The organism is Mycobacterium haemophilum DSM 44634, from assembly GCF_000340435.2.
Taxonomy (GTDB): domain Bacteria; phylum Actinomycetota; class Actinomycetes; order Mycobacteriales; family Mycobacteriaceae; genus Mycobacterium; species Mycobacterium haemophilum.
Window position 1 is genome coordinate 1,456,389 of sequence record NZ_CP011883.2, and the last position, 12,965, is coordinate 1,469,353.

At 65.0% G+C, this 12,965-nt stretch carries 14 protein-coding genes and 1 pseudogene; 13 read left to right on the plus strand and 2 right to left on the minus strand.

Annotated features, from left to right (window positions below; translation table 11 throughout):
* Positions 1-175: 175 nt before the first annotated feature.
* From rpsP to trmD, 4 genes are read left to right on the plus strand one after another with little or no spacing between them, the layout of a single operon-like run.
* Entirely contained in the window at positions 176-637 is a 462-nt protein-coding gene (gene rpsP, locus B586_RS06935) for a 30S ribosomal protein S16 (protein WP_047315493.1), read from the plus strand.
* Between the two features lie 8 nt (positions 638-645).
* The gene (locus B586_RS06940; RefSeq protein WP_036354608.1) at positions 646-888 is read left to right on the plus strand and encodes an RNA-binding protein; all 243 of its coding nucleotides are present in this window, start codon (positions 646-648) and stop codon (positions 886-888) included.
* Positions 889-913: 25 nt separating this feature from the next.
* The gene (rimM, locus tag B586_RS06945; RefSeq protein WP_047315492.1) at positions 914-1,429 is read left to right on the plus strand and encodes a ribosome maturation factor RimM; all 516 of its coding nucleotides are present in this window, start codon (positions 914-916) and stop codon (positions 1,427-1,429) included.
* Positions 1,426-2,109 (plus strand): tRNA (guanosine(37)-N1)-methyltransferase TrmD, encoded by a 684-nt coding sequence (gene trmD / locus B586_RS06950; protein WP_047315491.1) that lies wholly within the window; start codon positions 1,426-1,428, stop codon positions 2,107-2,109. Before rimM ends, trmD begins: the two co-directional genes overlap by 4 nt.
* Positions 2,110-2,122: 13 nt before the next feature.
* On the opposite strand, the gene B586_RS06955 is transcribed toward trmD, so the two are convergent.
* The gene (locus B586_RS06955) at positions 2,123-3,070 is read right to left on the minus strand and encodes a serine hydrolase (protein WP_047315490.1); all 948 of its coding nucleotides are present in this window, start codon (positions 3,068-3,070) and stop codon (positions 2,123-2,125) included.
* 365 nt (positions 3,071-3,435) lie between these two features.
* Here B586_RS06955 and rplS point away from each other — a divergent pair, with 365 nt between their 5' ends.
* From rplS to dprA, 9 genes and pseudogenes are all read left to right on the plus strand, one after another.
* Entirely contained in the window at positions 3,436-3,777 is a 342-nt protein-coding gene (gene rplS, locus B586_RS06960) for a 50S ribosomal protein L19 (RefSeq protein ID WP_012393605.1), read from the plus strand.
* 76 nt (positions 3,778-3,853) lie between these two features.
* Positions 3,854-4,732, plus strand: a complete 879-nt coding sequence (lepB, locus tag B586_RS06965; protein WP_047315489.1) for a signal peptidase I — start codon at positions 3,854-3,856, stop codon at positions 4,730-4,732.
* Between the two features lie 2 nt (positions 4,733-4,734).
* A pseudogene (locus B586_RS06970) lies at positions 4,735-5,473 on the plus strand (ribonuclease HII).
* 132 nt (positions 5,474-5,605) lie between these two features.
* Positions 5,606-5,911 (plus strand): DUF2469 domain-containing protein, encoded by a 306-nt coding sequence (locus B586_RS06975; protein WP_012393608.1) that lies wholly within the window; start codon positions 5,606-5,608, stop codon positions 5,909-5,911.
* Positions 5,912-5,970: 59 nt separating this feature from the next.
* A complete protein-coding gene (locus B586_RS06980) occupies positions 5,971-8,310 on the plus strand; it encodes an FdhF/YdeP family oxidoreductase (protein ID WP_054880342.1) in 2,340 nt (779 codons plus the stop codon).
* Positions 8,310-9,131 (plus strand): formate dehydrogenase accessory sulfurtransferase FdhD, encoded by an 822-nt coding sequence (gene fdhD, locus B586_RS06985; RefSeq protein WP_054880341.1) that lies wholly within the window; start codon positions 8,310-8,312, stop codon positions 9,129-9,131. Before B586_RS06980 ends, fdhD begins: the two co-directional genes overlap by 1 nt.
* A 134-nt stretch (positions 9,132-9,265) precedes the next feature.
* The gene (locus B586_RS06990) at positions 9,266-9,652 is read left to right on the plus strand and encodes a YraN family protein (protein ID WP_047315485.1); all 387 of its coding nucleotides are present in this window, start codon (positions 9,266-9,268) and stop codon (positions 9,650-9,652) included.
* Entirely contained in the window at positions 9,652-11,163 is a 1,512-nt protein-coding gene (locus B586_RS06995) for a YifB family Mg chelatase-like AAA ATPase (protein WP_047315484.1), read from the plus strand. The genes B586_RS06990 and B586_RS06995 overlap by 1 nt, the downstream gene beginning before the upstream one ends.
* Positions 11,160-12,320: a DNA-processing protein DprA gene (dprA, locus tag B586_RS07000; protein ID WP_054880340.1), complete on the plus strand. Its 1,161-nt coding sequence runs from the start codon at positions 11,160-11,162 to the stop codon at positions 12,318-12,320. Before B586_RS06995 ends, dprA begins: the two co-directional genes overlap by 4 nt.
* Here dprA and B586_RS07005 read toward each other — a convergent pair.
* Positions 12,313-12,939, minus strand: a complete 627-nt coding sequence (locus tag B586_RS07005) for a response regulator transcription factor (RefSeq protein WP_047315482.1) — start codon at positions 12,937-12,939, stop codon at positions 12,313-12,315. The two genes, dprA and B586_RS07005, sit on opposite strands and share 8 nt — an antisense overlap.
* Positions 12,940-12,965: the final 26 nt, after the last annotated feature.

Here is a 12,965-nt window from a genome sequence, read left to right on the forward strand (position 1 = left end):
CGGTGTGCAATTGCGCACGCTCGTGGCGAGAATGCGCACCGGCCAGGGCGAATTTCTTGTCAAGACCCTCGTTCTGGCACAATAGGCGGTCACCCACGCGAGGCAAAACCGGATCGGGCAACCTGCCCGGGTCGCTGAATTGCAGCGTGACAGACACAGGAGACATCGCGTAACCATGGCTGTAAAGATCAAGCTCACTAGGCTTGGCAAGATCCGCAATCCCCAGTACCGCATCGCCGTCGCCGACGCGCGGACGCGGCGCGACGGCCGTTCCATCGAGGTCATCGGTCGGTATCACCCGAAAGAAGAGCCGAGCCTGATCGAGATCAACTCCGAGCGCGCTCAGTATTGGCTGTCGGTGGGCGCTCAACCCACTGAACCCGTCCTCAAGCTGCTGAAGATCACCGGCGACTGGCAAAAATTCAAAGGCCTGCCCGGCGCCGAGGGCCGGCTGAAGGTCGCCCCGCCCAAGCCCAGCAAGCTGGAGTTGTTCAACGCCGCGTTAGCCGCCGCCGACGGCGCTCCCACCACTGAGGCCGCGCGGCCGAAGAAGAAAGCCCCGGCCAAGAAAGCCGCGAAGGCCGCCGAATCCGACGCTGAGGGCGGCGAGCAGTCCGAGCAGACGAGCGAAAGCTGACTGGTGCCATGAGTACGGTCGTCGTCGACGCTGTCGAGCATCTGGTCCGCGGGATCGTCGACAACCCTGACGATGTTCGGGTGGACCTGGTCACCAGTCGGCGTGGGCGGACTGTCGAAGTGCATGTTCATCCCGACGATTTGGGTAAGGTGATCGGTCGCGGAGGACGTACCGCGACCGCGTTGCGCACGTTGGTCGCTGGCATCGGTGGCCGCGGTATCCGCGTCGACGTGGTGGACACCGACCAGTAGCGGAGCGCATGCTCATGGTGCTCCGTTGGAGTTGACAGTCGGGCGTGTGGTGAAAGCGCACGGCATCGGCGGCGAAGTGGTCGTTGAGGTCCGTACCGACGATCCCGCTGCCCGGTTCGCGCCGGGTACTACGTTGCGCGCCAAGGATTCTCGCCGTGGCTGGGTGCGCGACTACGCCGTCGAGGGCGCACGTGAGCACGGTGCGCGGCTGCTCGTGCGATTGGCCGGGGTGAGCGACCGTGACACCGCCGACGCGTTGCGGGGCAGCTTGTTCGTCATTGACTCCGATGACTTGCCGCCGATCGACGAGCCGGATACCTATTACGACCACCAGCTCGAAGGTCTGCAGGTCCGGACTACGACGGGACAAGACGTGGGCGTCGTTGCCGAGGTGCTGCACACTGCGGCCGGTGAGTTGTTGGCGGTGCGGCGGGACTCCGGCGAAGTACTGGTGCCGTTCGTCGGCGCGATCGTCACCTCGGTGTCCCTGGACGACGGCATCGTCGAAATCGACCCGCCCGAGGGCCTGCTGGATCTATGAAAATCGACATTGTCACGATTTTCCCGGCCTACCTAGACCCGCTGCGGCAATCGTTGCCGGGCAAGGCAATTGAGTCGGGCCTGGTCGATGTGCAGGTGCACGACCTGCGTCGGTGGACCCATGACGTGCACCACTCGGTGGACGACGCGCCCTACGGCGGTGGCCCGGGGATGGTGATGAAGGCGCCGGTATGGGGCGAAGCGCTAGATGAAATCTGTTCCGACGAGACACTGTTGGTGATTCCCACCCCCGCCGGTGCGCTGTTCACCCAGGCCACCGCGCAGCGCTGGAGCACCGAGATGCATTTGGTGTTCGCCTGCGGCCGCTACGAGGGCATCGATCAGCGAGTCGCTGATGATGCCGCACGACGAATGCGGGTCGAAGAGGTTTCGATCGGTGACTATGTGTTGCCGGGTGGAGAGTCGGCGGCCGTGGTGATGATCGAAGCCGTGTTGCGGCTGCTGGCTGGAGTGCTGGGCAATCCGGCGTCGCACCGCGATGATTCACACTCGCCGGGCCTGGATCGACTCTTGGAGGGGCCAAGCTATACACGCCCGCCCAGCTGGCGTGGGCTCGACGTGCCCGAGGTTCTGCTCTCCGGTGACCATGCTCGAATCGCAGCCTGGCGTCGCGAGGCCTCGCTACAGCGGACTCGGGAACGCCGCCCCGATTTGTCGTGAAGTGGGCTAGCGGTCAGATTCGGCCGTTGGGAAATATCGTCTTCACAGCCTGGGTGACTGTCTGTCGCGCGGTGGCATCGTCGGAGGGTTGCAACGACTGGATGACCATGATGTAGCGGCGGTCCGAGCCAATCACCCCGGTCGACAGATGCATCCAGTCGCTGCCGATGCAGCACATCCAGCCCTGCTTGACCGCCACCGGTTCGGCATACAGGCCGTCCGGGATGCCGAAGCGCTGCGGATAGCCATCGATCCCGGTGGGGGTGGACTGGGCAAGGTCGTTGACGATGATCCCGGCCCGGTCCGGCGGGAGCCCGCCGGACCCGTCGAGCAGCATGTCGTAGTAGCGAATCAGGTCGGTCGCCGAGCTCATCGTGTTCCACCATCGCCCGTCGCTCGGCGGCGTGGTGGCGGTCAGTCCGTACCGGCTGGCGATCCGGGTGATGATGGCCGCACCGCCGGCCTGATCCCAGAATTTTTCGGCGGCACCGTCGTCAGACGACTGCAACATGATGTCCAATGCCTGGCGGTCTGCAGCGGGCAGTGTTGTCTTCCCTTCGAACTCCTGCAGCAGCAGATCGTCGGCGATGAAGAGCTTGGCCACCGACGCGATTCCGACGATCTGGGTGTTGCCACTGGCGGCCAGCTGGTGGGTGGCTCGATCGAGAATGGCTACCGACAAGGTGGCGCCGGCGGCGGCGGCCTCGTCAGTTGCTTGCTGGATGCGGGCCTGCAGTGCGCCGAACCCGAAATTAGGCAGCGTATCCGGCTCCCCGGGTGGCGTCATGGCCTCCAACATCAGTTCAGCAAGCTGTGGTTGATGCTGGGATGAGTAGCGGTCGACCGGGCGGTATTCCGGTGCGTTGTAGACCGTAGCCGCCACCTTTGCCTCGCACCCGCAGACCAAGAGCAGCGTCACCGCCGCGATCAAGGTGAGCAGCGTGAGCGGCCGAGCGCGCATTGCCTCTCCTCTGGCTCCTCTGGCACCTAACGGCGTCCCGGAAACGTGCGTGGTAGGTGGCCGCATCGCCATCTGCCCGGAGTGTCACGCTGAGGTTCGTTAGCGCAAAATTGACACTCGTCTTATTTACCATTCACCAGTGCCTTTGACGGTTGAGACGGATCAGGATTTCCTGTGATTTTCACTGCGTGCGGACTGTCTGGCACAATTGACCAGTTGTCTTTAGCGGTTGTCGGCCGGCCGGGCCGCTTGGTGCTGCTGCAAGATACGCTCAGAAGCCCGAACCCATCGGCTCGGTGACCGCCTGACGCTGACGCGTGGGGCGGCCTGCGCGAGCCGCGAACCCGAGGAAGTGTTTTCTTAAGATGAACAGGCTGGACTTCGTCGACCAGGCGTCGCTGCGCGACGACATCCCGGCCTTCAGCCCGGGCGACACCATCAATGTGCACGTCAAGGTGATTGAGGGTGCTAAAGAGCGTATCCAGGTGTTCAAGGGCGTGGTCATCCGCCGGCAGGGCGGCGGCATCCGTGAAACGTTCACCGTGCGCAAGGAGAGCTACGGCGTCGGTGTGGAACGTACCTTTCCGGTGCATTCACCGAACATCGACCACATCGAGGTGGTGACCCGTGGTGATGTCCGCCGCGCCAAGCTGTACTACCTGCGCGAACTTCGCGGCAAGAAGGCCAAGATCAAGGAGAAGCGCTGACCGGGTGCACCCTGGCGGCCGGTCGGGTCGCCTCGGTGTGCATTAGGGCACACACTGCGCTGGCTACGCTGATCTCGTGACCGAAACCACGGACTCCGCACCTGAGCCTCCGTCCGACGCTGGTAAGTCAGAGCCGAAGGTGTCTACCCGCGACCCCGATACGCCCGTCGAGGCAGCTGACATCCCCCAGGAAGCCCAAGAAGCCGCACTAGGCGAGTCGGAGCCCAAGAAGCGGTCGGCGCTGCGGGAATTCGCGATTCTGGCGGTGATCGCGATCGGCTTGTACTACGTCATGTTGACGTTCGTGGCGCGCCCCTACCTGATTCCGTCGGAATCCATGGAGCCCACGCTGCACGGATGCTCGGGTTGTGTGGGCGACCGCATCATGGTGGACAAGCTCACCTATCGCTTCAGCTCACCACAGCCCGGTGACGTTATCGTCTTCAAGGGCCCGCCGTCGTGGAACACAATGTACAAATCGATCCGGTCGAACAACGTCGTGCTGCGCTCGGTGCAGAACGCGCTGTCGTTCATCGGTTTCGTGCCTCCCGACGAGAACGACCTGGTCAAGCGTGTTATCGCAGTCGGAGGACAGACGGTGCAGTGTCGGTCCGACACCGGCTTGACGGTCAATGGGAAGCCGCTCAAAGAGCCGTATCTCAGGCCGGCCACCATGAATGCCGACCCGTCGTTCTACCCGTGCCTGGGTAGCGAGTTCGGGCCGGTCACGGTCCCGCAGGGACGTCTGTGGGTGATGGGCGACAACCGGACGCACTCCGCGGACTCGCGCTACCACTGCAACTCCGCCGACGTGGTCAACGGGCTTCCGTGCACCGGCGATCCGAACTCGGGGACTGTGCCGGTGTCCAACGTCATCGGTAAGGCCAGGTTCATCGTGTGGCCGCCGTCGCGATGGGGTGGAGTGGGTTCGGTGAACCCCCAGCAGGGTCGGTAGCCATGGCCACCACCTGGCCGCCGCGCACGGTAATCCGTAAGTCTGGGGGTTTGCGGGGGATGCGGACCCTGGAGTACGCGCTGCAGCGCAGCGGGTTGGGACCGGTAGCGGGGGTGGACGAGGTAGGCCGCGGCGCCTGCGCGGGCCCGCTGGTGGTGGCCGCCTGCGTGCTCCGACCGGGGCGACTGGAAAGCCTTGCTGCCCTTGATGATTCCAAGAAGCTCAGCGAGCAGGCGCGGGAGAAGTTGTTTCCGTTGATCTGCCGCTATGCGCTGGCTTACCACGTGGTGTTCATCCCGTCGGTCGAGGTTGACCGGCGTGGTGTGCACGTAGCCAATATTGAAGGCATGCGGCGTGCGGTGGCCGGTCTGTCGGTGCGGCCTGGCTATGTATTAAGCGACGGCTTCCGGGTGCCCGGCCTGCCGGTGCCGTCGCTGCCGGTAGTCGGTGGAGACGCGGCGGCCGCCTGTATTGCCGCGGCCAGTGTGCTGGCCAAAGTCAGCCGCGACCGGTTGATGGTCGCGATGGACGCCGACCACCCCGGCTACGGCTTCGCTGAACACAAGGGGTACTGCACACGCGCGCATAGCCTGGCGCTTAGCCAGCTGGGGCCCTGCCCCGAGCATCGCTATTCGTTCATCAACGTCCGGCGCATGGCGACCAGGTCCAATACCCGGGCAGTGGCTGAATTCACACCGGACCCTCCGGCCGAGCACGGCGGATGCCGGTGAGGAAAGATGAGACCAGAGTTCCCACCCGGCGACGATCGGGTCGCTTGTGGCTCAACGAGTCCAAGGGGCCCAACAGGTCGTCGGGAACAGGGTCGTCGGGAACAGGGTCAGGGAGAAGGACGTCTGAGCAGATGAGTGACAGATGAGTGCTGAGGATCTCGAAAAGTATGAAACCGAGATGGAGCTCTCGCTGTACCGCGAATACAAGGACATCGTCGGCCAGTTCAGCTACGTCGTGGAAACTGAGCGGCGTTTCTATCTGGCGAACAGTGTGGAGATGGTGCCGCGCAACGCCGATGGCGAGGTGTATTTCGAGCTGCGACTAGCCGATGCCTGGGTGTGGGACATGTATCGGCCAGCGCGGTTCGTGAAGCAGGTGCGGGTGGTCACCTTCAAGGACGTCAACATCGAAGAAGTTGAGAAGCCCGAGTTACGGCTGCCGGAATAGGCTGACGAGACCCGGCTGTGCCTCGGGCGGAAGCTGATCCTCGCCGGCCTGGCCAAACAATGTACGTTGGCTGCGTGAGGTTCCAGCGCCCAGCCGCAGCTCGCGACATCCCGGCCAGCTATGACGAGCACGCGGTAGCGGTTACCCCGCGCAAGCAGGAGGCGGCGGGCGTGCGGGCGGTGATGGTATCGCTGCAGCGCGGGCTGCAGCAGATGGGTGCGCTGCGCACCGCGGCGGCGCTGGCTCGGCTGAATCAGCGCAACGGCTTCGATTGCCCTGGCTGTGCGTGGCCCGAGGAGCCCGGCGGACGCAAGTTGGCCGAGTTCTGCGAAAACGGCGCCAAGGCGGTTGCCGAGGAAGCCACCAAGCGCACGGTTACCCCGGAGTTCTTCGCCCGGCACTCGGTGGCCGAGCTCGCCGCGCAGCCCGAGTACTGGCTGTCGCAGCAGGGCCGTCTGACCCACCCGATGGTGTTGAACCCCGGTGCCGAGCATTACCGACCGATCAGCTGGGATGCTGCCTACCAGCTGATCGCCGAGCAGCTCACGGCGCTGGACAGCCCGGATGCGGCGGTGTTCTACACCTCGGGTCGCACCAGCAACGAAGCCGCGTTCTGTTACCAGCTGCTGGTCCGAAGCTTTGGCACCAACAACCTGCCCGACTGCTCCAACATGTGCCACGAGTCATCGGGCTCGGCGTTGACCGATTCGATCGGCATCGGTAAGGGGTCGGTCACCGTCGACGATGTCGAGCATGCCGATTTGATCGTCATCGCCGGACAAAACCCAGGCACCAATCATCCGCGGATGCTGTCGGTATTAGAAAAAGCAAAGGCTAACGGCGCCAAGGTCATTGCGGTCAACCCGCTGCCCGAGGCTGGGTTGATCCGGTTCAAGGACCCGCAGAAGATGAACGGGATACTGCGACACGGTGTCCCGATCGCCGACGAATTCGCGCAGATCCGCATCGGCGGCGACATGGCATTGTTCGCCGGACTGGGCAGGGTGTTACTCGAGGCGGATGACCGTGCCCCGGGCACGGTCATCGACCAAGCATTCGTCGACAAGTACTGCGCTGGGTTCGACGAGTATCGGCGCCGCACCCTCGATGTCGACATCGATACCGTGCTCGCCGCCACCGGCATCGAACGACAACAGCTGGAGCGCATCGCCGCGATGTTGATGGCGTCGCAGCGCACCGTCGTTTGCTGGGCGATGGGCTTGACCCAGCACAGTCACGCGGTCGCCACGATCGGTGAAGTCACCAATCTGCTGCTGCTGCGCGGCATGATCGGCAAGCCAGGCGCGGGGGTGTGTCCGGTGCGTGGGCATTCCAACGTGCAGGGGGATCGCACGATGGGCATCTGGGAGCAGATGCCCGAGCAATTTCTGGCGTCGCTGGATCGTGAGTTCGGCATCATCAGCCCCCGCACGCATGGGTACGACACCGTGGCCGCGATCCGGGCCATGCGGGACGGGCGGGCAACGGTATTCATTGGCATGGGGGGTAACTTCGCAGCGGCTACCCCGGACACCGCCGTCACCGAAGCAGCCTTGCGCAGGTGTGCGTTGACCGTGCAGATTTCGACCAAACTCAACCGCAGTCACCTCGTTCACGGAGCCACGGCGCTGATCCTGCCGACGCTGGGTCGCACCGACCGCGACATCCGCGGTGGGCGCAAACAGGTTGTTTCGGTTGAGGATTCGATGTCGATGGTGCATCTGTCGCGAGGCAGCCTGCATCCGCCCAGCGATCAGTTGCGTAGTGAGGTCCAGATCGTCTGCCAGTTGGCCCGCACGCTGCTCGGTGCTGGGCACCCGGTGCCGTGGGAACGGTTCGCCGAGGACTATGACACCATCCGCGATGCGATCGCCGCGGTGGTGCCCGGCTGTGCCGATTACAACCGCAAGGTGCGCGCACCCGACGGATTCCAGCTACCGCACCCGCCGCGTGATGCGCGTGAATTCCATACCAGTACTGGCAAAGCCAATTTCGCCATCAATCCGCTGCAATGGGTTCCGGTACCGCCGCGCCGGCTGGTGCTGCAAACACTACGCAGCCACGATCAGTACAACACCACGATCTACGGGCTCGACGATCGTTATCGCGGGGTGCAGGGTGGCCGCCGAGTGGTGTTTATCAACCCCGCCGACATCGAGGCGCTGGGCTTGACCGTGGGCCAACGCGTCGACTTGGTGTCGGAGTGGACCGACGCCGAAAACCGCTTGCAGGAGCGGCGCGCAAAGGACTTCTTGGTGGTGGCTTACTCGACTCCGGTCGGCAATGCGGCGGCCTACTACCCGGAGACCAATCCGCTTGTGCCACTTGACCACACCGCGGCCAAGTCGAACACTCCGGTGTCGAAAGCGATCATCATCCGAGTGGAGTCGGCGTCTTAGTGGGGCAGGTAACGCAGCGTCGTCGGGTAAGGCATCTCACCGCCGAGCAGGCGATTACCCGGCCGGAAACCTTAGTCGTTGAGGAGCCGCTGGAGATCCGCGTCAACGGAAGCCCGGTCACCGTGACGATGCGCACGCCGGGCTCCGATATCGAACTCGCGCAAGGTTTTCTGCTCACTGAAGGGGTAATCGCGCACCGCGAAGACGTGCTGACTGTTCGCTATTGCGGCGGGCGCGATATGGACGGTGCCAACACGTACAATGTTCTCGATGTGACGCTGGCGCCGGGCGTCCAGGTGCCTGATCGTGACGTCACCCGCAATTTTTACACCACGTCGTCGTGCGGGGTCTGCGGAAAGGCGTCGCTGGACGCGGTGCGAGTGATCAGCCGGTTCTCACCCGGCGACGATCCCGCCACCATCGCCGCCGCCACGCTCAAGGCAATGCCCTCCCAACTTCGCAGCGCCCAAAAGGTTTTCGCTAGCACCGGCGGGTTACATGCCGCTGCGCTGTTTGATGTGGGCGGCGCGATGCTGGTGGCGCGGGAGGACATCGGCAGGCACAACGCGGTCGATAAGGTCATCGGCTGGGCGACCGAACACGACCGGATACCGCTGGGTGAGTCGGTGCTGTTGGTCAGCGGGCGGGCCTCGTTCGAGTTGACACAGAAGGCTGTGATGGCCGGCATCCCAGTGCTGGCGGCCGTGTCGGCGCCGTCGTCACTGGCGGTTTCGTTGGCCGACGAGTCCGGCATCACGCTGGTGGCGTTTCTTCGGGAGGATTCGATGAACGTCTACACCAGGCCAGACCGAATTACCTGATCGACGCCTACTCGAGCGCTGTCGCTGCCAAAGGTTGTGGATAGACACCCCACTGGGGATAACCCGGTGTTTGCGCCAGCATGAGCCGCTGGTTGGGGCATGCCGTGTCGGCGCCACCGTGCAGATTCTCTCCCATGACGACCCACAAGGCTATGACTCGGGTCCAGCTGGGAGCGATGGGTGAGGCGCTCGCGGTGGATCACCTGACCGGGATGGGGTTGCGGATCTTGCACCGCAACTGGCGTTGCCGCTACGGCGAGCTCGATGTGATCGCTTCCGACACGGCCCACCGCACGGTGGTGTTCGTCGAGGTTAAGACCCGTAGCGGCGACGGTTATGGCGGGCTCGCGCAGGCGGTGCCCGAGCGGAAGGTTCGTCGGCTGCGTCGGTTGGCTGGTTTATGGCTGGCGAGTCAAGACGAACGTTGGGCCGCGATCCGGATCGACGTGATCGGGGTGCGGATCCGGCCGGGTCACCCCAGCCGCACCCCGGAGATCACGCACCTGCAGGGGATCGGCTGATGGCGCTGGGGCGCGCCTACTCGGTCGCGGTGCGCGGATTGGACGGCGAGAGCGTGGAGATTGAAGCCGACATCACCTCGGGGTTGCCGGGCGTGCATCTGGTGGGGCTACCCGACGCCGCCCTGCAGGAGTCCCGGGATCGGGTCCGGGCGGCGATCACCAATTGCGGCAACAGCTGGCCCATGGCCCGGCTCACGCTTGCGCTCTCACCCGCGACGCTGCCGAAAATGGGATCGGTCTACGACCTGGCGTTGGCCGCGGCGGTGCTGTCGGCGCAGCGCAAGAATCCGTGGCAGCGCTTGGAGAAGACGGTGCTGCTCGGTGAGTTGTCGCTGGACGGGCGGGTCAGGCCGGTGCACGGGGTGCTGCCGGCCGTGCTGGCCGCCAAACACGACGGCTGGCCGACCGTCGTGGTCCCGGTGGACAACCTGGCTGAGGCCAGCTTGGTGGATGGCATCGACGTGTGGGGTGTGCGCTCGCTGGGGCAACTGCAGGGCTGGCTATCCGGGTCAACACCGTTGGTCGACCGGATCAGTGCGGGGGCCACGACCCCGGAGCCGTCAGCGGATCTGGCCGACGTGGTCGGGCAGGCTCAAGCGCGTTTCGCGGTGGAGGTGGCGGCCGCCGGTGCGCATCACCTGATGTTGACCGGCCCGCCGGGAGTGGGCAAAACGATGTTGGCGCAACGTCTTCCGGGATTGCTGCCGCAATTGTCGGATAGTGAGTCACTGGAGGTCACTGCGATTCACTCGGTGGCTGGGCTGCTGTCGGGGGACACACCGTTAATCACCAGGCCGCCGTTCGTGGCGCCGCACCACAGTTCCAGCGTCGCGGCACTGGTGGGCGGGGGTGCGGGCCTGGCCCGGCCGGGCGCGGTCAGCCGCGCGCACCGTGGGGTGTTATTCCTCGACGAATGCGCGGAGATCAGTGTCAGCGCACTGGAGGCGCTGCGAACCCCATTGGAGGAAGGGGAAATTCGCCTTGCTCGCCGGGACGGGGTGGCGCGCTACCCGGCGCGGTTTCAGCTGGTGCTGGCGGCCAACCCGTGCCCGTGCGCGCCGGCCGATCCGCGGGATTGCATCTGTGCGCCAGTGGCCAAACGGCGCTACCTTGGCAGGCTGTCTGGGCCGCTGATGGACCGGGTAGACCTGCGGGTGCACCTGCATCCAGTGCGAGCGGGGGCGTTCTCGACCGCTGACGGTGAATCGACGTCTCGGGTACGCCACCGGGTGGCTCTGGCCCGGGAGGCAGCCGCTCAGCGTTGGCGGCCGCATGGTTTTTGCACCAACGCTGAAGTCAGCGGGCCGCTGTTGCGTCGGAAATTCCGTCCCAGTAATGCCGCGATGGCCCCACTGCGCTCGGCGCTCGACCGCGGGCTGCTCAGTATCCGTGGCGTGGATCGCACGCTGCGAGTGGCGTGGAGTTTGGCGGACCTGGCTGGCCGGGCCTCGCCCGGTCTGGACGAAATTGCCGCCGCGCTGAGCTTCCGGCAACCGGGAGCGCAGCGATGAGCGGTGCGACCGCGGTCGGCGATCCCGCATCGCGGGCCTGGGCCTACCTGTCTCGGGTCGCCGAACCGCCGTGTTCTGAACTGGCCGCCCTGGTACGCCGCGTTGGTCCGATAGCGGCGGCGGAGCGTGTCAAGCGCGGGCTGGTCGATGACGCAGTGGCGCGTCGCACTGAAGCTAGACGCGAAATTGATTGCGCTGCAGAAGATCTTGAACTTCTCGTCCGTCGAGGCGGACGATTGATCACGCATGACGACGACGAGTGGCCGGTGCTTGCGTTTGCCGCATTCGGTGGCGCTTGCGTTCGGGGGAGGCCTCGTGCGGGGCCACCGATGGTGTTGTGGGTGTTGGGTCCCGCACGCCTCGACGAGGCAGCCCAACGTGCTGCCGCTGTCGTGGGCACCCGGGCCGCGACAGCGTATGGGGAGCAGGTGGCGGCCGATCTGGCGGCCGGGCTGGTCGAACGTGATGTCGCGGTCGTCTCCGGTGGCGCCTACGGCATCGACGGCGCAGCGCACCGCGCGGCGCTGGCCGCAGACGGGATCACCGTGGCAGTACTAGCCGGCGGGCTCGACATCCCTTACCCGGCTGGGCATTCGGCGTTGCTGCATCGCATCGGTCAGCACGGGCTGCTGCTTACCGAGTACCCGCCGGGTGTTCGCCCGGCCCGCCACCGGTTCTTGACCCGCAACCGTCTGGTCGCTGCCGTCGCGGGGGCAGCGGTGGTGGTGGAGGCAGGCCTGCGTAGTGGCGCGGCGAATACCGCCACCTGGGCGCAGGCATTGGGTCGGGTCGTGGCCGCGGTGCCCGGACCCGTGACGTCGTCGGCGTCGGCGGGCTGTCATGCGTTGCTGCGCAATGGCGCGGAACTGGTCACCCGAGCCGATGACATTGTCGAATTTGTCGGTCACATCGGTGAGTTGGCGCCCGACGAATCGCGGCCTAGCACAGCGTTCGATGGCTTAAGCGAGGCCGAACGCCAGGTCTATGAGGCGTTGCCGGGTCGCGGCGCCGCCACCATCGATGAGATCGCCGTCGCATCCGGCCTGGTGCCCGAGCAGGTTCTGGGGCCGCTGGCACTGCTGGAAGTCGCCGGGTTGACGCAGCGCTGTGCCGGCCGGTGGCGAATCGTGCGTACGGGTGCGGCGATGCCTAGATGACGCCAACGCGCAGGGCATGCGCGACCGCGTGCGTGCGGTTGCGCAGGTTCAGCCGCACCACCATGTCGTGAACGATGTTTTTGATCGTGCGCTCGGAGTAATTGAGTTTCATCGCGACTTCGTGTGTGTTCAGACCGTCCGATAGCAGACGCAGAACATCCACCTCGCGTTCGGTGAGATCGACGGTGCCCGGCGCGCCTGGTTCGGTCATGCTGATCGATCTGCACCGGCCGACCAGATAGTGCTGGACACGTTCGGGCAGTTGGAGGCGGCCCGCCGCCGCCGAGACGATGGCCTCGACGATGCGGTCGAAGTTACTCTGCCTGCGGTACAGCAAACCGGTCAGCCGCAGATCGATCATTCGCAGGACGTGCTCGTCGGTGAATTCGTCAGCGACGACGACCAGTTTTTGCGTCCTTCGTTTGCCATCCTGTTGGATGCTTTCGAGATCGGACAAGATCGGCGCGGTAATCCTGGTCGCCAACACCAGCAGCACCGAGGCCGTGCGTTCGATCTCCCAAGCGTGCACGTCGAGCTGGGGGTACGACGACAGCCGGGCCAAAGCGCCCTCGCGGGTCAATGGGTCGCTCGCGAGCATACTGACCGACGTTTTACTCATACGTTCCTCGGTGAATGTCGTACGTT